This window comes from Sphingobacterium sp. NGMCC 1.201703 (assembly GCF_047784615.1).
Classification (GTDB): Bacteria; Bacteroidota; Bacteroidia; order Sphingobacteriales; family Sphingobacteriaceae; genus Sphingobacterium.
Genome location: NZ_JBLOHD010000001.1, coordinates 929,907 through 950,326 on the forward strand (window position 1 = coordinate 929,907; position 20,420 = coordinate 950,326).

Genomic DNA, 20,420 nt, shown 5'->3' on the forward strand with positions numbered 1-20,420 from the left:
TTTAATCGTTTGTCTTTTCCACGAGTTTTTTACCAGAGACCTTCTCCTGTAAATATTGAAACACCAGATACAATAACGGTATAACGATCACACCAAGGATCACACCGCTTAACATACCCATTGCAGCTCCCGTACTGATGGAGTGGTTGCCTGTCGCCGTCCCCCCGCTAGCAAACATCAAAGGAACCATACCTGCGATAAAGGCTAGTGAGGTCATTAGAATTGGACGAAGGCGTGCTTTGGCACCTTCCAAGGCAGAATCAATGAGTGAGGAACCCGCTCGTCTACGCTGTAATGCAAACTCAACGATCAGGATCGCATTCTTCGCCAAGAGACCAATCAACATGATCAATCCGACTTGGACGTATATATTATTGTCCAGACCGATAGCACGCGTTCCCAAGAATGATCCTATGATCCCTGTTGGGATAGATAACAGCACCGCCAGTGGCAACAGGTAGCTTTCATACTGTGCAGAAAGTAAGAAGTAGACGAACAATAAGCTCAATGTCAAAATGATCATCGTCTGATTGCCAGAAGATTTTTCTTCCAGACTAAGTCCTGTCCATTCGTAACTATAGTCTCCTGGTAATTTGTTCAGCACATTTTTCTCCAGTGTTTCCATAATAGCACCATTACTGATACCTGGATTACTGACGACGTTAATGGTAAGCGAATTGTACAAGTTGTAACGAGTTACAGATTCTGGCCCATAGACTTTGCGAAGTGTTACCAAGGTATTTACGGGTAGCATTTCCCCTTTGTTGTTCTTGACAAATATTTCATTGAATGCATCCTTATCCGTTCTAAAAATTCCGTCTGCTTTTACAGCGATACGGTAGAATTTACCAAAGCGATTGAAATTCAATGATTGGTCACCGGCAAAATACGTCTGGACAGACGAAAGCATTTCACTGACATCTACGCCGAGTTGAGCAGCTTTATCTTCGTCAACTTCCAATTCCATTTGTGGATAATCCGCTCTGAACATGGTGTAGGCAAATTGTACGCCTGGTTGTTGCATAATCTTCGCGATGACAGAATCGGACATTGCTTTAAGTTCTACTGGAGATTTTCCAGCTCTATCTTGTAGCACAAGTTCGGCCCCGTTCATCATACCATAGCCATCAACAGGAGGGGAGCGGAAAGCCATTGCATTACCTTCTTTAACAGTAGTTAGTTTTTGAGAAATCACCTGATGAATCTGATCAATATCATTCATTTCGCCACGTTTCTTCTTATCCTTTAGACGGATGAACCCTGTTGCGTAAGCCGCACTGGAGTTGTTGCCAATCATATTGAAACCCGTGATACTCGTGTGGCTTTCAATAGAAGGTAAGTCAGCCAATAGTTTCTCTATTTTTTCTACAGCTTTCGTTGTTCGATCGAGACCGGTACCCGGGGGCATCTCCAAACTGTATACGACGAAGTTATCGTCTTCCATTGGGACAAAGCTTTTTGAGGTGCTGCTCATGAGATATCCTGCTGCGCCTATTGTAGCAATAATTAATAAAGCGGCTAACCATTTTTTCTTAACAAGAAATTTCAGCGAGCCAACGTATCGATTTGTCATGTTTTCAAAACCTGCATTAAAGGCTTTGAAAAAGCGTTGTGAGAATCCTGTTTTTTGATTTTGCCCATCATGATTTTCGGCATGTGTGTTTTTCAGTAACAAGGCACAAAGAGCTGGTGTCAACGTCAATGCATTGATCGCTGAGATCACAATAGCGATAACTAAGGTATAGGCAAACTGTTTGTAGAACATTCCCGATGAACCGGTCATAAAACCTATAGGAATAAATACAGCACACATGACCAAGGTAATTGAGATAACGGCACCGGTTATTTCGCTCATGGCACTGTGCGTTGCCTCATTCCCGCTCATGGTCGATTTTTCCATCTTGCCATGGACAGCTTCTACCACGACTATGGCGTCATCAACGACGATACCGATGGCCAATACCAAAGCGAAAAGTGTTAATATATTGATTGTAAACCCAAACACCAATAGGAAAAAGAATGTCCCTACGATGGCCACAGGTACTGCGATTGCCGGAATAATGGTCGACCGGATGTCTTGTAAGAACAAGAAAACCACTAAAAACACCAGGATAAACGCTTCAATTAATGTCGAACGCACCTGCGCAGTACTTTCATCCAGACGTTCCTTGGTACTGATCAGTTTAAAAATCTTGATTCCAGGAGGAAATGAGCGTTGCGCTATTTCGATCTGTTTATCGATGCCTATTTCAATTTCGTTGGCATTGGAACCAGAAGTCTGGAAGATACCAATTGTAACCGTGTTCAATCCATTATTTTGCGAATTACCACTATAGCTGATCGAACCGAATTCGATTCGGGCAACATCTTTTAGCCGGACGATCTGAACATCATTGTTTTTGACAATAATATTTTCGTACTGTTCAGGAAGATTCTTTTTTCCTTTATATCGAATAACATATTCCAGGGGCGCTTTTGATTCTTCCCCTAATTTTCCGGGTGCAGACTCCAGACTTTGCTTGGAAATAGCAGCAATGACTTCTTGTGGTACCAGACCATAACTAGCCATTTTCTGAGGATTCAACCAAACGCGCATAGAGTAATCTTTCGAACCAAATACCATAGCTTGACCTACCCCCGGAACACGCTTGATCTGTGGAATCAGGTTGATATTCACATAGTTCTGTAGGAATAGTTCGTCATATTTTTTGTTGTCTACCGTATAGATATTGAAAATCATGATCATACTATTCTGTTGTTTGGAGGTCGTCAATCCCATCCGCACAACTTCCTGTGGCAGGATCGGTGTTGCCTGTTGCACCCTATTCTGTACGTTTACGGCTGCTTGGTCTGGATTTACGCCAGCCTTGAAGACAATACGTACGGAGAATGTACCATCGTTACTTGCTGTTGAGGTAATGTATTCCATATCCTCAACACCATTGATCTGTTCTTCAAGTGGTGTTACAACAGACCGCAGTACGGTCTCACTATTACCACCGGGGTAGCTCCCTGTAACCTGAACTGTGGGGGGAGCGATATCGGGAAACCGTGTCTGCGGTAGCCTTAACAGGCCAATTACCCCGAGTATGACAAATATGATAGATATAACAGTTGCCAAAACTGGCCTGTCAATAAATTTCTTCAGCATTTTATTTTAATTTTAGATAAATCTACTACAGGTTCATTATTTCTTAGTCGGTTGAACCTGCATTCCGTCATTAAGCATATCAATTCTATTCATTACGATTTTTTCACCAGCTGTCAGACCCGATTTCAGCAGGTATTCATTGGCCGTATTTCCGGCAATCTCGATCTGTTTCATGGCAATTTTGTTTTTGTCGCCAATAACATAGACAAAATAACGATCCTGGATGTCTTTGACAGCTGCCATCGGAACTAACAATACGTTATCATGAGTCTTTTTTAGGACAACTTTTGCTGAGCCTCCAGAACGAAGTATCTTATCTGGATTGGCAAAGATTGCCTTTAGTGTTATACTACCGGTCGTTTTATCGATATTACCGCTAGCCAGTTCTACTTTTCCAGAATGATTATAAACCGTACCATCAGCCAGGATTAAGGTTGCCTGTTGATTGCTTGACTTTGTATTATGATCTTTCATAAATGATATAAAATCAGCCTCGCTTAAGGAGAAATAAACATTTATGGAATTGATTTCAGACAATGTTGTTAAGGGCATAGCGTCGGCAGGGGTTATCAAATTTCCGATACGATTGGGAATCCGTCCAATGTAACCGCTAACAGGTGCATTGATCAATGTAAATCGAGCATTGATCTGTGAGGAACCCAAGACTGCCTGCGCTTGAGCGACCTGCGCTTTTGCAGCAGCGTAGTTGGCTTCTGCGGTTTTAAGCTGAAGTTCGGTATACACTTTACCTTCTACGAGCGGTTTGATTTTTTCAATTTCCAGTTTTGCATTTTGTTCCGCGGATAGTGCCGCTTGATAGGCCGCTCTGCTGTTATTTACTTGTTCATTGTATACATCCGCTTTTATTTTGAAAAGGGCTTGGCCTTTTGTGACATAATCTCCCTCTTTCACATAGATCTGCTCCAGATATCCTGTCACCTGAGCCTTTACATCAACATTGACGGTTCCCTCCAAGGTGCCTGGGTATTTTTTTTCTGTCTCCGCAAGTGCGGGGGATAATTCGATAAAGTCAACAGTAACTGCCTGCTCTTGCGGTTGTTCTTGGCTGCCTCCACAGGACGATAAAAGTGTAGCTGCTGTAATAAATGTAAGGATAGGTTTTAAATTCATCGTTCTTAGTGCCATTTTATCATTTTATTTAAAGCAAAAGAAAGAATTCTTTTAAGAGATATAATAGGGAAATCTACCGAGACGTAACAATTGCTTACTGAAACGTAGCTATAATGCACTGAATTTTGATATTATTTAATCAAAACAGAACTTTTTTGTCGTTTTTATTAGAGTGAGACTACTTCACACCTTGTTACGATTAGTTAATTTATCCAAAAATTTGGAATTATAGATCGTTGTTACTAATAATCCAGCCAGTTTTTTAAGAGCTGTGCTTTTTCCCGGCTGACGAGGATTTCGACATCTTCACTTTGTTTGATTTCCACTTTAAGTTTGCCATTAAAATGGTTGTGAAGTCTCTTTATTGCGTCTATATGGATAATAAATTGTCGGTTAGCACGGAAAAAAACTTTCGGATTTAGTTGCTGTTCCAGCTCTTCTAAGGTTTGAGGAACAATTTCGACGGTACCACATTTCAATTTGGCGTGTGTTAACTTAAACTCGGAGTAAAAATATTGAATATCTTCCACTTGTATTGTTTTATAGCCGTCTTTGAAGGGGAGGAGAAAGCGGGTTCTGAAATCTTTGGGATAGATAAAATCCAATAGGCCCTGAATCGGATCCGAACTAATCTGTTGAAGCTTGAGATTGTCTAATTTGATCAGCGCACTTTCTAATTCTTTTTTTTCTACCGGTTTCAGTAGGTAGTCTATGCTATTGAACTTGAAAGCTCTGACGGCATATTCGTCAAAGGCTGTGGTAAAGATAATAGGGCAGTCAATTTGTATGCTTTCCAGAATCTCGAAGCTTAAACCATCAGAAAGACGGATATCCATCATGACCAAGTCTGGTGATTCGTTACTTTGAAACCAGCTGATACTGTCCGTAATATTATCCAGGACATCCAGTATCTGTATAGATGGTTTTATTTCCTTCAACAGACGTTTTAGACGATCAGCATTCAATTTTTCATCTTCAATAATCAATACGTTGGCTATACTCATGAGTTTTGTTCTATAAGTGGTAGATTAACTTTGAATGTCTTCCCATTGTTCATGATTTCAGGTTGCAAGTTGGACAATAGATCATATCTCTTAATGATATTCGAAATACCTATCCCAGATGATTCAGAGACATTCTCGATGGGGATCAAAATATTTTCGACAACTAACTGGTTATGGGCATTGGTATACACCTTAATTTTTAATGAACGTTTTTTATTGGTTTGGTTGTGTTTTAGTGCATTTTCGACTAAAAGTTGTAAGGTGAGTGGCGGTAGTTGATAATTGGATTTCGCAGGATCTACATTTATTTCAAAATGAACACCTTCTCCAAATCTGTTTTTAATTAAGAAAATATAGGAATCTAAAAAATTGAGTTCCTCCTCGAGAGAAATAACATCTTTTTTAGAATTCACTAAAAGGTAACGATATATTTTGGAGAAATTTTCAGCATATTCATAACCTAGTTGTTGATCTTCTAAAATGATTTCAGATAACACGCTCAAATTGTTGAAGACAAAATGTGGATCAATCTGTAATTTCAGTGATTGAAGTTCTGTCTCGAGAATGACTTGCCCTAGTTTGGCTGCACGTATGGATTCATTTTTCCAATTGTTGATCAGGTGGATACCAATGTTGATTCCCATAATCAATAATGCGACCATAACACTGATGGAAATATTCTGTATAGTACCTCTTTTTTCTTCCAGAGATGTTGCAAGTGTGAGGTTTTGCAGCTCAAAATAATGGGAAATGATGTAAACCAGTAATAAGTTGATAAGGAGAACCACAATCAGATTAATGACGGTTTCAATAAGAAGCCTTTCCGCTGGGTTATCTTTCCATGTTAAGACACGATCCAATTTCTTGTGGACAATGATACTGAACTCTGAAATAAAGAAGCTATAAATAATGGTAAATGTCCATTCTCCCAATATTTCGAACATGTTCCGTTGAAAATAGCCATTCCAGCAACTTGAGAATGGATCTATAATATAGGCAACAAGATAAATGAGAAAAAAAGAAAGTAAGGTAAATAATAACCTTTTCTTGTTTGTACTGATTAGATTTTTCTCATTTTTATAGATGGTCTTATCCTGCATTCGTTTTACTTGTATATAGCTATTAAATCACTACAAATTTCACAATTCATTTAAGGATTGAATCACAAATTTATTCTGAAACGTACAAAGAGCAAGCTGAAATATCAATTTGTACAACCCAATCGTATATTTTATAAATCATCCGATTCCCGATCATGCCATATTAATATACCAAATTCGAATTGCTTTTACAATCAAATAACAATATTTAACCTGATAATTTATTAAATTGTTCGGTGTAAAAAATAATGCATGTTATGATTGAGTTATTTCATTTAAATTGTGTTCGGATTGTTTCGCCGGTGAACGACAATGTGTGTGGGCATTGTTTGTTAATTAAGGAAGGAGACAGATTGGTTCTAGTTGATACAGGTATCGGCTTGTTGGATACCCGTTATCCGATGGAACGGATAGGTAAAGAACTTGTTGAAATGGTTGGTTATCGTTTTAACGAGGATTTGACGGCCATCCGTCAGATTGAAAAATTAGGATTCGATCCATCTTGTGTCACCGATTGTGTTATATCCCATTTAGATAACGATCATATTGGAGGCTTGGCTGATTTTCCAAATGCCACTGTTCACGTTGGAAAAGAGGAGTATGAAAGCTATCTGGCCGGCAACCCACGTTATTTGGAAATGCCGTTGTCGCATCAGCCGATAATCAAAACTTATACAAAAAATGACTTTCAGTGGCATGGTCTTGAGGCTAGAAAACTAGCTATTGATGTTCAGGTACCGCTGTATCTCGTACCCCTCTTTGGTCATACTTTAGGACACTGTGGAGTTGCTATAGGATCTGAAGTCAAATTGCTCTATGTCGCAGATGCGTATTACATGAAAGTAGAACTTACTGACCAAACGCATCCTGTGAATATTTTGGCCGAAAGTAGAGCCGAAGATAATCATAAGCGATTAGAATCGCTGGACAAAATCCGTCGCTTTATAGCCCTAAATCCTGACGTTAAGGTATTCGGTTATCATGATATTACTGAATTCGACGATTTCACCGACTGATATAGTAATAAGTAGGAAGGTGGAGAGCTGTCCGGTTGTAAAAAAGGATTGACAATGTTTCTTTTGTCAATCCTTATGGTTTAAGTGGAGTTACGTCTCCATGTAATCAAAAAAGCTGATTATTTTGGTTCTTTGTGTGTTGTCGGTGTATGGACAATATCGAAATAAACGGCTTTATTGTCGTTGTTCGTATAGATCCGGTATGTAAATTCCTGTTTTGTCAATACTGTAATATCAACTACACGTGTGAAAAGTGTTTCTCCCGCAGCATTTTTAGCAACGATAGTCCGGGTTTTCCCATCTGCTGAAACAGACCAGTCTCCCTGCATTTTAGGAGAGTCATCCAGATTGAACATAGTAAAGGTACCATTGGATTTGAAGTAGGCAAAACCTACAAAATTTGAGACATTGGCATCTGTCAATACCACATTTTCACCTTTGTTATTTTTGGCGTTTGTTGTCTCCCAAGCGGTACTAGCTAATACCTCGCTTGGTGTAAGCTGAGGCTCCGGTGTAACTTCATCGTCCTTACTGCAGCTGGGTATCAGCAAAGTACAAATGGCAATATAACATACCAATGCAATCTTTTTTAAATCTTTCATAATCATTAAATTTATTGTTTCACAAAAGTAATTGCATTATAACTGTTGCATTTGTTCCTTTTATTCCAAGGTTTGAAGGATTTATAACAATGACTATAATGACATGCTAGATTTTCTAAAAAGGGAGGCTATTTTATTGTTTTGATACTTAAGAAGGATGCTTAATTAAGAGTAAGAGTAAGAGTAAGAATAACCAAATAGGAGGGGAGCGTTATTCCTTCAAAGCTGTTGTTATAAAATAAGACAGGAGACCCTCGCGGTCCCCTGTCTCCCAGATATGTGATATAAAATTAGAAAAATTGCAAATATTTAAATTAGTTATTGCTCCATCCACCACCCAAGGAGCGATATAGATCTACCACAGCCGAAAGTTCGGCTTTCTTTACTTGAGCCAGCTCAAGTTCACTCTGCAATATATTGCTTTGTGCGGTGATTACTTCCAGATAGGTTGCCATACCGGTTTCAAAGAGAAGGTTGGCATGTTTTGTAGCCTCTTTTAAACGAGTCGTTCTATCCAAAGTAATCTGTTGCTTTTCCTTCAATTTTTGGATTGAAATCAGGGCATCGGAAACTTCTCCGGCCGCTGAAATGACCTTTTGCTTGAAAATCATCACATTCTTCTCTTGTTCTATACGGGCAAGCTCATATTGCGTTTTCAGCTCTCTACGCTGAAAAATAGGTTGTGTAATACTTCCTGTGATTGCACCAAATAAAGATGCAGGCAGATTAAACCAATTACTTGCTTTAAATGCATTGACACCTGCCTCGGCACTAATGACCAGCGAAGGGTACATTCTTGCTTTAGCCGATTTTTGATAGGCCTGAGAAGCAGTGACAGCAAGCTCTGCCTGTTTCACATCCGGACGATGGCTTAATAAATCTGCCGGTACTCCTGTGGCCAGATCTTCAGGAAAACGAACGTTGACCAATTGTTCCTGTGTTTTGATTTCCGCGGGGAGTTTACCACTGAGGATTTGAATCGCATTCTCCTGAAGATGGATCTGTTGTTCAAAATCAGGGATAAGAGCTGCAGCGGATAGACGTTGGGCATCGACTTGTTCCAAAGCAAGCAAGGTAATATCACCAACTTCATATTGTTGCTTAACAATACGGAGCGTGGTATCGCTCAACTGTAAATTTTGCTGTGCGATATCCCGTAACTGATAGAGCATCAAAAGTTGATAATAACCTTGCGCCACTTGGGCAATCAATTGGGTTTGTATCACTTTTTTTGCTTCTTCCGTTTGCAGATAAGAAGCTAACGCTGCCGCATTTTGATTCTTGATTTTCCCCCATAGATCGGCCTCCCAGGATAAACCAATGGATGCTGTGTAGTCTTCTACATGATGCTGTTTTAAAAATTGATTCAAGCTCAATCCGTTCATGCTATTATTGGAAGGGTTGGTACTATTTCCTCTGACCTGCAACTGCGCCGAAGGAAGATAGTTCGCTTTTGCCTGTTTCAGGCTCAGCTGAGACGACTCTATATTTTTCAGTGCCAATTGCATATCCAGATTATGCTGGATTGCACTGTCGATCAAGCTTTGTAAAACAGGATCTTTAAAGAAATCACGCCATGGAATAGAACCGATATTGTTTTCTTGTGTTGCTTTTCCCTGATCACGGTATTGCTCAGGCAGATTGGGGGCAAGATGTTTATTGCTAACCAATTTATCTGTTTTACAAGACCAAGCGACAAAAGATAAGATGAAAACCGTTAGTAGCTTTACTTTTCTATTCATATATTTCGATGTTGTCATTGTTTACTAGTTATTTGTATGCACAGAAATTTCCAAAGAAATATGCTCATTCTCCAGCTGTTTTTCTTTTGGCGTACCGCTCACTTTCTCTTGTATAAATTGGAATACGATAAAGAGGATAGGAATAATAAAAAGCCCTAATACAACCCCACTAAGCATTCCCCCGGCCGCTGCAATACTGATCGAGTGATTACCTTGTGCCGAAGGACCTACGGCAGTCATCATGGGAATCATACCGACAATGAACGCCAAGGATGTCATGATAATAGGTCTCAGACGTAAGCGCGCAGCTTTAAGCGCAGCGCTTGGTATCGAAAGTCCCTGTGTTCGACCTTGAATGGCAAATTCGACAATTAAAATAGCGTTCTTCGCTAGTAATCCGATCAACATGACCAACGCTACCTGAACGTAAATATTATTGGCAGTATCGGTGAGGCTAATTGCTGCAAAGACACCAAATATACCTGTTGGAATAGAAAGTATAACGGCTAATGGGATAATGTAACTCTCATATTGTGCCGCAAGAAGGAAGTACACGAAGATCAAACAGAGTATAAAAATAAGCGTAGACTGACCTCCGGAAACAATTTCTTCTTTCGTCATACCCGAAAATTCGTAGGTGAATCCAGTTGGCAAATGCTGTTTGGCCACTTCTTCTACGGCACGGATAGCATCACCTGAACTATAGCCAGGTTTTGGAATTGCATTTATCCCGATCGAATTGAATAGATTGTAACGTGAAGCCGTTTCGGGACCGTATACACGTTCCAATTTGACCAGCGTATTGATAGGAACCATGTCGCCCAATCTGTTTTTAACAAAGATTCCGTCCATAGAAGTTGGTTCGCTACGATCTTTTGCATCCGCTTGGACCATCACACGATAGTACTTTCCGAATCGGTTAAAATCTGACGCCTGCGCGCTACCAAAGTAGGCTTGCATAGTCTGTAAGATACTCTTGGTACTAACACCAAGTTGTTCGGCTTTAATATCATCAACCTGTAGTTCGTACTGCGGATAATCGGCTTTAAAGGTTGTAAAGGCCATCATGATTTCGGGACGTTTCATGAGCTCTCCGATAAAACCTTGACCTACTGTACTGAATTTGCCAAGTTGTCCACCTGTTCTATCCTGAAGAACCATATCGAGACCATCGACATTACTAAATCCGGGAACCGTAGGGAAGGTAAATACAAAGAAATTCGCACCTTTGATATTTGCCAAACGTTGGTTGACATCAGCCATAATGGCGTTAATGTCCTTGATATTACCACGTTCTTCATGTGGTTTCAGCAGAATAAAAGCAACGCCCGCAGAAGGACTGGTGGATTGCGTTAAAATATTAAAACCGGCCAAAACGTTTAATGTCTTGGTGAAATCAGCATGTTGAAGCTGTTTTTCAGCTTCTGCCAAAGCACCTGAGGTGCGATCCAACGAGGCTCCAGCAGGCATCGATAGTGAGATAGCGATAAAACCTTGGTCTTCGGAAGGGATAAATCCGGTAGGTGTACGACGGATCATAAAAACTGTCAGCAATAAGGTGATACCCAGTCCCGCAAAAGCTACCCATTTGTAACGGATCAGAAAACGTAAGCTGCCTAAATAGTTTTTCGTCAGGCGGTCAAAACCAACGTTGAATCCTGTGAAGAAACGTTCTTTGAAATTAAGTTTCTTCGTCTCGTCGTGGTTATGATGCGTAGGCTTTAAAAATAATGCACAGAGGGCTGGACTTAAAGTCAATGCATTGATCGCTGAAATTACAATGGCTATAGCTAGTGTAAAGGCAAATTGTCGATAGAAAACTCCCGTCGAACCTTCCATAAAACCAATTGGGAGGAATACCGCGGACATAACCAGGGTAATGGAGATAATGGCTCCGGTGATCTCACTCATGGCAGAGGTCGTCGCCAATTTGGGTGGGAGATTATTATGTTCCATTTTGGCATGTACGGCCTCGACCACCACGATCGCATCATCCACGACGATACCGATTGCCAATACAAGCGCAAACAATGTCAATAGATTGATGGAGAAACCAAATAGTTGCATGAAGAAAAATGTCCCCACAATCGCCACAGGTACGGCAATGGCCGGTATCAGTGTGGATCTAAAATCCTGAAGAAATAGGAAAACAACTAAAAAGACCAGAATAAAAGCTTCGATCAAGGTATGTTTAACCTGATCAATAGACTGGTCAAGCGCGTCTTTGGTATTGTATAAAACAAGATATTTTACACCTTTTGGAAAGCTCAAGGAAGCTTTTTCCATAAATTCCTGAATAGCAATCTGGATTTCGTTGGCGTTGGACCCCGCTAGTTGCATGACCCCTATGTTGAGTCCGGCTTTACCATTAATGCGGGTGTGGCTCGCGTAGGTATAGGATCCCAGTTCAACACGAGCTACATCTTTAAGCTTCAAGACGGAACCATCTGTATTTGAGCGTATAATGATATTTTCGTAATCGCTTGGTTGGTTAAGCTTACCTTTATATTTGATGACAAATTCAAAAGCTTCACGGCTGCTTTCCCCAAATTTTCCTGGAGCAGCTTCGACGTTTTTATCTTGAATTGCCCCCATAACCTCTTCCGGAGTTAATTTGTAGGCGGCCATTTGATTTGGATTAAGCCATACACGCATGGAATAATCTTTACTACCACCGAAAGCCAATGCTTGTCCTACTCCAGGGATACGTTTAAGCTCGGGAATGATATTAATCTGCGCGTAGTTGGTGATAAAAGTTTGATCATATTTACCTTCGTCCTCGGTATATAGATCCAATACCATGATCAAGCTATTTTGTTGTTTGGCCGTTGTAATTCCCGCCTGAACTACTTCGGCAGGGAGTTGGCTAGTAGCCTGTGCCACGCGGTTCTGCACATTGACAGCAGCCTGGTCAGGATCGGTGCCAAGTTTAAAATAGACCGTGATCATTAATGAACCATCATTACTGGCGGTAGAGCTCATATAGCTCATGTTTTCGACACCATTGATGGATTCTTCTAAGGAAGGAGCCACGGCCCGAAGTACTGTTTCGGCATTTGCACCGGGATATAATGCTGTTACCTGTACTGCTGGAGGGGCAATATCCGGAAACTGCTGTAAGGGCAGCTTCAGTATACCAATCACTCCCAGTATTACAAGTAATATGGAAATGACGGTGGCAAGTACAGGCCTCTCTATAAATTTCTTAAGCATAAGTTTGTTGTTTATAATATTAATTGATGCTGTCTTTTGATAAAGGTTGTGGCGTGATTTTTTGTCCATCTTGAAGTAAATCTATACCCTTGTAAACAATGCGGTCTCCGGCATTGATTCCCTTACTTACAAGATAGTTTGCGCCGCTTTTTCCAATGACGGTGATGGGTTGCTGTACAACTTTATTTTCTTTTCCGACAGTATACACGAAGATTTTGTCTTGCATTTCAAGTGTAGCAAGTTGTGGTACCAATAAAGCCTGGTCATATTTCTTTGGGAGTCTGACACGGCCGGTATTTCCATTGCGCAAAACGCCTTCAGGATTACTGAATGTTGCGCGTAAGGTAATCGCACCCGTGTTTTTATCAAACTGACCATCGACCATATCTATTTTTCCTTTTTGATCATAGATCGTCTGATCGGAAAGAACTAAACTGATCGGAGGGAGGTTGTTCAATTTTTGTTGAAGATTATTACCTTCCGTATTATTTTTAAAAGCAATAAAATCATTTTCTCCCAATGAGAAATAAACATGGAGATCTCTGACATTTGACAATGCTGTCAATGGTTGTGGATCTGTTGGTCCTACTAAGCTACCTTGTTTTCTTTGTAGTCTTCCGATATATCCATCAGCTGAGGCGCGGATTAGCGTGTATCCTACGTTGATTTTAGCGGTCTCCACCGCGGATACTGCCAATTGAACATTCGCTTTTGCAGCATTACGTGCACTGATCGCTGTCTTTAACTGAAAGTCAGTCAATACTTTGGTATTTACTAACTTCGTTTTCTTTTCAACTTCCAGTTCAGCATTTTCCAATGCTGCTTTCGCCGCCAATAGATTGGCTTTGGCCTGATTCAACTGCTCTTGGTATGGCCGGTCATTAATTTTAAAAAGCGCCTGTCCTTTACTGACTTTGGCACCCTCATCGACAAATATCTGCTCCAAAATCCCCTCAACCTGGGGTCTGATCTCAATATTAGCCGAGGCTTCTATTGTTGCTGGATATTCCTGATAGACTGTCTCGTTACCATTTTCGATGGCAACAACAGGAAGGTTAACAGGAGGAGGGTCAATAGGTTTGCTGGTTCCTGTTGAACAGCTGTATAAAAAGATTGCACTAAGCACATATGCGGTCTTTACGATATTAATTCGTTTAACACTGTTAAGTGCCGGAATGTAAATCTTCTTAAGACTTTGTGATACATTTGTTTTCATGTGATATTAAAAATTGAAGTTTTGGTGTATTTAACGGTGTTAGATTTTTTAACGTTGTATTTTTTGCTGTAAAAAAATTTAGTCAGTAAGCGAGCGGGTGATGCCGTAGATTGCGTCTTTTAGCACCTCTTGGTTGGTATTTTCACCATTACCCTGGTTAACCAAGTTGATTGATATCAGCCCATGTATAATTGACCAGTATGTAAAATACTTTCTACAGATCAAATCTTCCGGTGGATTTTTATCCTTCATGATCTCACGAATCACATCACTAATCAATTTGCCATGGGATTCTGCACACTTATACGTTTTTTCAAATCCACAGCAGGCAGTTCCAACGCCAAACATGAGCTGGTATAATTCGCGCTCCTCGAATGCAAAATCCCAATAACTTAGCCACATTGCTTCCAATTGTTTCTCCAGGTCGGACTGAGTTGATTTGGCTTGTCTGACTTTTTTGGCAAGTAAGAGATAACCCTGGTTGGCGAGTTCGTTTAAAATTGCATCTTTATTTGCGAAGTACTCATAAATCATCGGCGCGGTATATTCGATAATATCCGCAATCTTACGCATACTCAATGCTTGCCATCCTTCTTCTTTCACGATTTGGAGAGCTGCATCGAGAATATTTGTTCTATTCTCGTCCTTGAGGCGTTGTATACGTTCTTTACTACCCATGCTTTAATGCATAAATGATTTAACAGTGTTAAGCAAAATTGAAACTTTTTATTTTATTTAATGACATAGAAAAGTCATTAAATAAAAATACACTTCAATATTGCTTAAATGACTCCTTTATCGAGATTATTTGGAAGTATTAGGAGCTGTTTTATTCGGATCCGCTCTTTGTCAGACAATGGAATTGCCTGTTCGAGTATGGGCAGAATCTCTGCACTTTTCTCTGTTTGGAGTAGGAGATCCAAGAAACCTAAATAGGTACGGATCAGGTCGGTTTTGACTCCAAAGAAGATGCGCGGATCTATGATATAGATTTCCTGAACCAATGCAAGCAGTATTTCTTTTCTTTTCCTGTCTTTTTCTGTTTGGTCATAATGGGGTAGAAATCCTTTCTTTTCCAATTCGCTGAGTTTGACAGCAACAGCGTTTTCACGAACGTATTTTTTCTGTTTACGATCGAGAAAATCGCGCAATTCGGCAAGCAGATTACGGTAGACAACTTGTTTTTCTTTGCCAGTGAAGAGATTTACGTCAGTAGATACGCTGATATCTTCCTGTTCAAACGTGTCAAAGAAGTTGGATGTTACATAGACAGAGTGATGGAAATCTATTGCATTATTGTTAAAGCTACTGAGAACTTTTGCCACTTCTCTTTTTTCGCTATTGCGCAAATAATAGTAATAGCGGTCTCCGATCTGCTGGTTCCAACGAATGTAATTGACCTGAAAAGTATAGGAGGAATCACCTACCGGACTATATAAGGTCCAAGATAGCAGATCCGTTTCTTGAATCAGATGATCATATTTTAACTGTGCTCCATTAATTCGTATTGTATAGCCTAAGTCGCGGTTAAGGTAAAGAAACCAGCCAAACTCCTGCGCCATGTAATCCATAAATTCTTGGGATTCCAAATGGGATGAATTTAGCCCGAATACTCCCTCCAATCTCACTTGGGTGCCTGTGCGCTGATTTTCTACCGGGATGCTTTCGCTAACGTCATATTGTTCTTTGCTGTCCCTATCGATCTGGATACGGTATGTTTTTAAAACTCCTTCTTCTCTTACAATGGTATTCCAGATCGCTCTTGTCGCAAACAATGAAAAAGAAAATCTGCCTTTTCCTTTCTTCCCTCTTGTATAGGAACTTCGCTTGATGCTAGTTTTCTTTACTGAATCGAGGAAATTACCAAATGAATAGGGAAGTGTATCGAAAACGATCCCCTCTCCATTATCGCTGATGATGATACTGTTTATATAACCGAGCTCGTTACTATCAATTGCAATGTCGACTTCGGTAGCTTTTGCGTCAAAGCCGTTCCATATATATTCAGCAATGACCAGTTTTGGATCTTTAGGTAAACCGGCGGATTCTATACTCAAGTTGGTTATCTGCGTGTTTTTTTTCATGGTGATAGCAATTCTTGTTATTAAAATGTAAGGTGTTAAAAATAAAACATTTCATACAATAGATTATCTACTTGGTGTTGACTCTTTTATTCCTAAACTTTTTTATAAAATAAGTTAAGGCATAAGAGATTCCAAAATAGATAATAAGGTTCAGAAGAAGATATATGCCGTTGAAATATGTTCTGTCCGTTGGTTCTGGGGAATGCCTTCCGCCCAGGTACCGATAAAAGGGAAAACCAATCGTATCATTACCATCCGAGGGACTGTCAAATTTCGAAAATAGGATGGTTATGATTACTGTTAAAATAAAAAAAATGAGCCAAGTCGCTTTTGGAATCTTTGGAAGCATACGTAAACCCTCGTTAATATCAATAAAATTACAATATCTTATGGATATTTCTTGGATATATTTGTCAATAGGTTTAAGCCTACTTTTTCAGAATTTTGATGGAATGAGGTAGTTTTTTTTCCTTGCATATGCAAACTATTATTATTCTGAAAGCGTTAGTTTTGATTGAGAAAAATGATAAGGATGTTATAGTGAAAAATATTGAAATTAAGTTATGCTTGTAAAAACATTGAAGAGTCTATTTTATCGAGATCTAAATAGATTGAAAACAGAAATTGCATCCTATAGTAAAGAAGAGAATATCTGGATTGTTGATCGGAATATCGCAAATTCAGCTGGAAATTTATGCTTGCATTTGATAGGGAATTTACAGACGTATATAGGAGCGGAGATCGGAAAAACAGGTTATATCAGAAATAGGGAGGCAGAGTTTGCATTACGGGATATTCCAAGAACGGTGCTTTTAGATGGTATAGATGATACGATCAGGGTCGTTGATCAGTCTTTGGATAAGCTGGAAGGAGATGATCTCGCGGCAGAATATCCTATTTTGGTATTTGACGAGATGACAACAACGGAGTATTTATTGGTGCATTTAACGACACATTTAACCTATCATCTAGGGCAGATCAATTATCATCGTCGTCTGCTGGATATACATTAGTTTTGTGCTTGATTATCTTATTATAAGGGCTTTCTGTTATGCAGTAAATTCGAAACGCAAATTATAGCACAATGGGAATAAGAAGCGCTAAAGTAACTGACTATAAAGAGGCGACCTATTTGACCGTACGGTTGAAGCATATCAATGATGCCGAAAAGTTGAAAGAAATGCTGACGATTCTATAAGCGACCAAGAATATTGTTGTTGGTAGGTACGTTGGAGAATAGGGCGGTAGCGTGAAAAAAATGAAAGGTTGTATTCGTTTGCGCGTAAGTGCCACGAACAGAAAGCAACAAATTTTATGGAAATATGGGATTTCAGCTAAAAAAAGGAACAGAAAGTTTTTGATTCCATGCTTTAAAATATGAACTTTAGCCTGAATAGACAGTTAGTACTTTGATTATTTAGGACAGGCAACTATTGATCTATTGCTTAATGCGGAAAGATACCTGCATATGTTATTTTGAGTGTTGATTCCACCGAAGACCGACTTAGATAAAATGAGAAGAATATTTACTTTAATTGCCTGCTGTTGTGCGTTAAATTCGCAGGGCCAACGAATTGACAGTATTACATCTGTAATTGCACCTGAATATGACCGAGTGGGCTTGATTCATCGTTTCTGGTTGGGCGATAGCTACCGTAAATTATATAATACGCCTGTAAAAATGCGTGTTATGGATCTTCAAACTGAAAAAGGGGGACTTCATATTATTAAACTGGGCGGGGGGATGCAGACCCAATCACTTCGGATGGCCGATCCTTCTGGTAGAGAATGGGTGCTCAGGTCTATACAGAAATATCCGGAACGCAGTCTTCCGGAAAGTCTTCGAAAAACATTTGCAAAAGATATCGTTCAGGATCAAATATCGATACAACATCCATTTGGTGCTCTGACTGTTCCGACATTTAATAAGGCCTTAGGTATTCCACATGCATCTCCAGAACTCGTTTTTGTTGGTGATGATCCTGGATTTGGCGAGTATCGCGAGGTCTTTAAAAATAGACCTTATATGTTTGAGGCACGTACACCTTTTGAAGACCAAAAGACAGATAATAGTGCAAAAGTCATCCGAAAGGTACTGGAAGATAATGATACCCAGATTGATCAAAAACTAACTTTAAGGTCACGATTACTCGATTTTACATTAGGGGATTGGGACCGTCATGAAGATAATTGGCGATGGGATCCCGAAAAAGAGAAGGGCAAAAAGATTTATACCCCTGTACCACGTGATCGGGATAAGGTTTATTATAAGACCTCAGGTCTGTTTCCGACTTTACTTTCCTATCAATGGTTAAAGGCCCACTTACAACCCTTTAGCCCACATATACGTAATGTGGCTCATTGGAATTTTAACGCACGTCATTTTGATCACTTTTTTCTTACCCATCTTACAGAAGACGAATGGATCGATGAAATAAAATTTGTTCAGAAAACACTTGCCGATTCGCTGATTCATCAGGCTATGCTCACTATGCCTGATACTATCGTAAAATTAAGTGCGAATGAACTGGAAACAAATATTCGATCCAGAAGGGACGATCTCATGGAGAGTGGGTTAACCTATTACCGTTTTCTTGCCCGTGTTGTTGATTTGCCCTTATCTGCCAAATCTGAATTCGTTGATATCGATTACAATAAAGACGGTTCTGTATCGGTCAATATACACAATAAGAAAAAGGATGGTACTGAGGGTCGAAAGCTTATAAAACGTACTTTTTTACCCAGTCAAACCGAGGAAATCAGAATCTATGGGATTTCAGGCTCGGATGAATATAAAATCCATGGATCGGGCCGATCTCCTATCAAACTTCGTTTAATAGGTGGAAAAGGTGAAGATCTATATCGTACTTCTGATAAATTTGTCAATGGCCGTACGGTTTATATTTATGATTCTAAAAATCAACAGCCTTCCAACATTCAGGTTGATAAAAATGTACGACTAAAATTGAGCGCAGATACCGCTATTCACCAATTTGAGTACGATAATTTTGTATACGATCGTAAAGGAGTTGTGGTCAATCTGGATTATGGTGTTGACCGCGGTCTGATTTTTGGGTTAGGATACCTGATAGAAAATCAAGGGTTTAGGAAGAAACCTTATGCTTATCGGCACCAGTTTATGGCCAGTTATTTAACAGGACGCGAATCATTTATGTTTGATTACAAAGGTCACTTTAAGAAACTGATTGCAGATCAGGATCTTTCTATTCACCTTTCATCACTTGGCCCTAGGAATCTGAGCAATTTTTTTGGTTATGGAAACAACAGCTTGTTTGAAAAATCGGAATCAAGGAGTATTTCTTACTATCGAAATAGATTTGATATCGTAAGTGGCGATATTTTTCTGGAAAAGTATCTAGATACTAAACTGAAATTATTTTATGGTTCGTCTTCTGAGTATTACAACAGTAAAGAGTCTAATAATACTGGAAAATACTTTGAGGAGTTTAATACTAAGTTTCCTTCTGAACCTATTTATGGGAGCAATTTTTTTACAGGAATTACTGGGGGAATTGATTATGATACACGTGATAACGCTGCAAATCCAAAATCAGGTATACATATCCATACCAGAATAGGGTGGAATGCTGAGATTGGTGGTGAGACACGGAAATATACAAAGCTACAGCATGCGATGAGTTTTTATAAAACAATTGCCAATGACTACATCACATTTGCGAATAGGACGGGGATAGATGCTGTTTGGGGAGATCCATATTTTTATCAGCACGCACAGATCGGTGGTGAGATGAGCCTGCGTGGATATAATTCAAGACGCTTTACGGGGAAAACAGCTGTATATAATAATTTTGACATGCGATTGAAACTATTCAATTATTCATCCTATCTTGTTCCGGGAACGGTAGGAGCGATTGGTTTCTACGATGTTGGGCGGGTTTGGATGACAGCGGAAAGTTCAGATACATGGCATATGGGCTATGGCGGAGGAATTTATTTTATGCCGGGAGAGCTTCTAACGATTCAAGGAGTGCTGGGTTTTAGCAAAGAGGCGACTTTGCCTTATATTCGGATCGGTCTTTCTTTTTAAGCGTAAATGTTTGCCTAACGGGAGAGCTGCGAAAAGTCCGGTCAGGTTGTATATAAATTAAAAATGGTCCGGGGATGTCCATGAACTTGCGA

Annotated in this window: 13 protein-coding genes; 3 read left to right on the forward strand and 10 right to left on the reverse strand. The window is 39.7% G+C overall.

Going from position 1 to position 20,420, the window contains the following annotated elements:
* Position 1: 1 nt before the first annotated feature.
* The 4 genes from ACK8HY_RS03860 to ACK8HY_RS03875 all read right to left on the reverse strand — a co-directional run bounded on the left by ACK8HY_RS03860 (position 2) and on the right by ACK8HY_RS03875 (position 6,386).
* Entirely contained in the window at positions 2–3,151 is a 3,150-nt protein-coding gene (locus tag ACK8HY_RS03860; protein WP_416132826.1) for an efflux RND transporter permease subunit, read from the reverse strand.
* Between the two features lie 36 nt (positions 3,152–3,187).
* Positions 3,188–4,297 (reverse strand): efflux RND transporter periplasmic adaptor subunit, encoded by a 1,110-nt coding sequence (locus ACK8HY_RS03865; protein WP_416132827.1) that lies wholly within the window; start codon positions 4,295–4,297, stop codon positions 3,188–3,190.
* A 227-nt stretch (positions 4,298–4,524) separates the two neighbouring features.
* Positions 4,525–5,286 (reverse strand): LytR/AlgR family response regulator transcription factor, encoded by a 762-nt coding sequence (locus ACK8HY_RS03870; protein ID WP_077435142.1) that lies wholly within the window; start codon positions 5,284–5,286, stop codon positions 4,525–4,527.
* Complete coding sequence (locus ACK8HY_RS03875; RefSeq protein WP_077435140.1) at positions 5,283–6,386, reverse strand: sensor histidine kinase; 1,104 nt, start codon at positions 6,384–6,386, stop codon at positions 5,283–5,285. Before ACK8HY_RS03875 ends, ACK8HY_RS03870 begins: the two co-directional genes overlap by 4 nt.
* Before the next feature lie 257 nt (positions 6,387–6,643).
* On the opposite strand from ACK8HY_RS03875, the gene ACK8HY_RS03880 reads away from it, so the two are divergent.
* The gene (locus ACK8HY_RS03880) at positions 6,644–7,402 is read left to right on the forward strand and encodes an MBL fold metallo-hydrolase (protein ID WP_077435930.1); all 759 of its coding nucleotides are present in this window, start codon (positions 6,644–6,646) and stop codon (positions 7,400–7,402) included.
* Positions 7,403–7,521: 119 nt separating this feature from the next.
* On the opposite strand, the gene ACK8HY_RS03885 is transcribed toward ACK8HY_RS03880, so the two are convergent.
* The 6 genes from ACK8HY_RS03885 to ACK8HY_RS03910 form a co-directional block, all read right to left on the reverse strand.
* A complete protein-coding gene (locus ACK8HY_RS03885; protein ID WP_416132828.1) occupies positions 7,522–8,004 on the reverse strand; it encodes a DUF4822 domain-containing protein in 483 nt (160 codons plus the stop codon).
* Positions 8,005–8,318: 314 nt separating this feature from the next.
* Positions 8,319–9,746 (reverse strand): efflux transporter outer membrane subunit, encoded by a 1,428-nt coding sequence (locus ACK8HY_RS03890; protein ID WP_077435929.1) that lies wholly within the window; start codon positions 9,744–9,746, stop codon positions 8,319–8,321.
* Positions 9,747–9,770: 24 nt separating this feature from the next.
* The gene (locus ACK8HY_RS03895) at positions 9,771–12,959 is read right to left on the reverse strand and encodes an efflux RND transporter permease subunit (protein ID WP_416132829.1); all 3,189 of its coding nucleotides are present in this window, start codon (positions 12,957–12,959) and stop codon (positions 9,771–9,773) included.
* A gap of 19 nt (positions 12,960–12,978) precedes the next feature.
* The gene (locus ACK8HY_RS03900; protein WP_077435136.1) at positions 12,979–14,175 is read right to left on the reverse strand and encodes an efflux RND transporter periplasmic adaptor subunit; all 1,197 of its coding nucleotides are present in this window, start codon (positions 14,173–14,175) and stop codon (positions 12,979–12,981) included.
* A 78-nt stretch (positions 14,176–14,253) separates the two neighbouring features.
* The gene (locus ACK8HY_RS03905; protein WP_077435134.1) at positions 14,254–14,853 is read right to left on the reverse strand and encodes a TetR/AcrR family transcriptional regulator; all 600 of its coding nucleotides are present in this window, start codon (positions 14,851–14,853) and stop codon (positions 14,254–14,256) included.
* Between the two features lie 104 nt (positions 14,854–14,957).
* The gene (locus tag ACK8HY_RS03910) at positions 14,958–16,259 is read right to left on the reverse strand and encodes an ATP-binding protein (RefSeq protein ID WP_416132830.1); all 1,302 of its coding nucleotides are present in this window, start codon (positions 16,257–16,259) and stop codon (positions 14,958–14,960) included.
* 563 nt (positions 16,260–16,822) lie between these two features.
* Here ACK8HY_RS03910 and ACK8HY_RS03915 point away from each other — a divergent pair.
* Both ACK8HY_RS03915 and ACK8HY_RS03920 read left to right on the forward strand, forming a co-directional pair.
* Complete coding sequence (locus ACK8HY_RS03915; protein ID WP_416132831.1) at positions 16,823–17,272, forward strand: DUF1572 family protein; 450 nt, start codon at positions 16,823–16,825, stop codon at positions 17,270–17,272.
* A 500-nt stretch (positions 17,273–17,772) separates the two neighbouring features.
* Positions 17,773–20,328 carry a BamA/TamA family outer membrane protein gene (locus ACK8HY_RS03920; protein ID WP_416132832.1) on the forward strand — a complete coding sequence of 852 codons (2,556 nt, stop codon included), beginning with the start codon at positions 17,773–17,775 and terminating at the stop codon, positions 20,326–20,328.
* Positions 20,329–20,420 lie beyond the last annotated feature (92 nt).

Excerpts from the sequence above, each read along its gene's own strand:
- ACK8HY_RS03860 (WP_416132826.1), bottom strand. The coding sequence starts at position 3,151 with ATGCTGAAGAAATTTATTGACAGGCCAGTTTTGGCAACTGTTATATCT.
- ACK8HY_RS03865 (WP_416132827.1), bottom strand. The coding sequence starts at position 4,297 with ATGGCACTAAGAACGATGAATTTAAAACCTATCCTTACATTTATTACA.
- ACK8HY_RS03870 (WP_077435142.1), bottom strand. The coding sequence starts at position 5,286 with ATGAGTATAGCCAACGTATTGATTATTGAAGATGAAAAATTGAATGCT.
- ACK8HY_RS03875 (WP_077435140.1), bottom strand. The coding sequence starts at position 6,386 with ATGCAGGATAAGACCATCTATAAAAATGAGAAAAATCTAATCAGTACA.
- ACK8HY_RS03880 (WP_077435930.1), top strand. The coding sequence starts at position 6,644 with ATGATTGAGTTATTTCATTTAAATTGTGTTCGGATTGTTTCGCCGGTG.
- ACK8HY_RS03885 (WP_416132828.1), bottom strand. The coding sequence starts at position 8,004 with ATGAAAGATTTAAAAAAGATTGCATTGGTATGTTATATTGCCATTTGT.
- ACK8HY_RS03890 (WP_077435929.1), bottom strand. The coding sequence starts at position 9,746 with ATGAATAGAAAAGTAAAGCTACTAACGGTTTTCATCTTATCTTTTGTC.
- ACK8HY_RS03895 (WP_416132829.1), bottom strand. The coding sequence starts at position 12,959 with ATGCTTAAGAAATTTATAGAGAGGCCTGTACTTGCCACCGTCATTTCC.
- ACK8HY_RS03900 (WP_077435136.1), bottom strand. The coding sequence starts at position 14,175 with ATGAAAACAAATGTATCACAAAGTCTTAAGAAGATTTACATTCCGGCA.
- ACK8HY_RS03905 (WP_077435134.1), bottom strand. The coding sequence starts at position 14,853 with ATGGGTAGTAAAGAACGTATACAACGCCTCAAGGACGAGAATAGAACA.
- ACK8HY_RS03910 (WP_416132830.1), bottom strand. The coding sequence starts at position 16,259 with ATGAAAAAAAACACGCAGATAACCAACTTGAGTATAGAATCCGCCGGT.
- ACK8HY_RS03915 (WP_416132831.1), top strand. The coding sequence starts at position 16,823 with ATGCTTGTAAAAACATTGAAGAGTCTATTTTATCGAGATCTAAATAGA.
- ACK8HY_RS03920 (WP_416132832.1), top strand. The coding sequence starts at position 17,773 with ATGAGAAGAATATTTACTTTAATTGCCTGCTGTTGTGCGTTAAATTCG.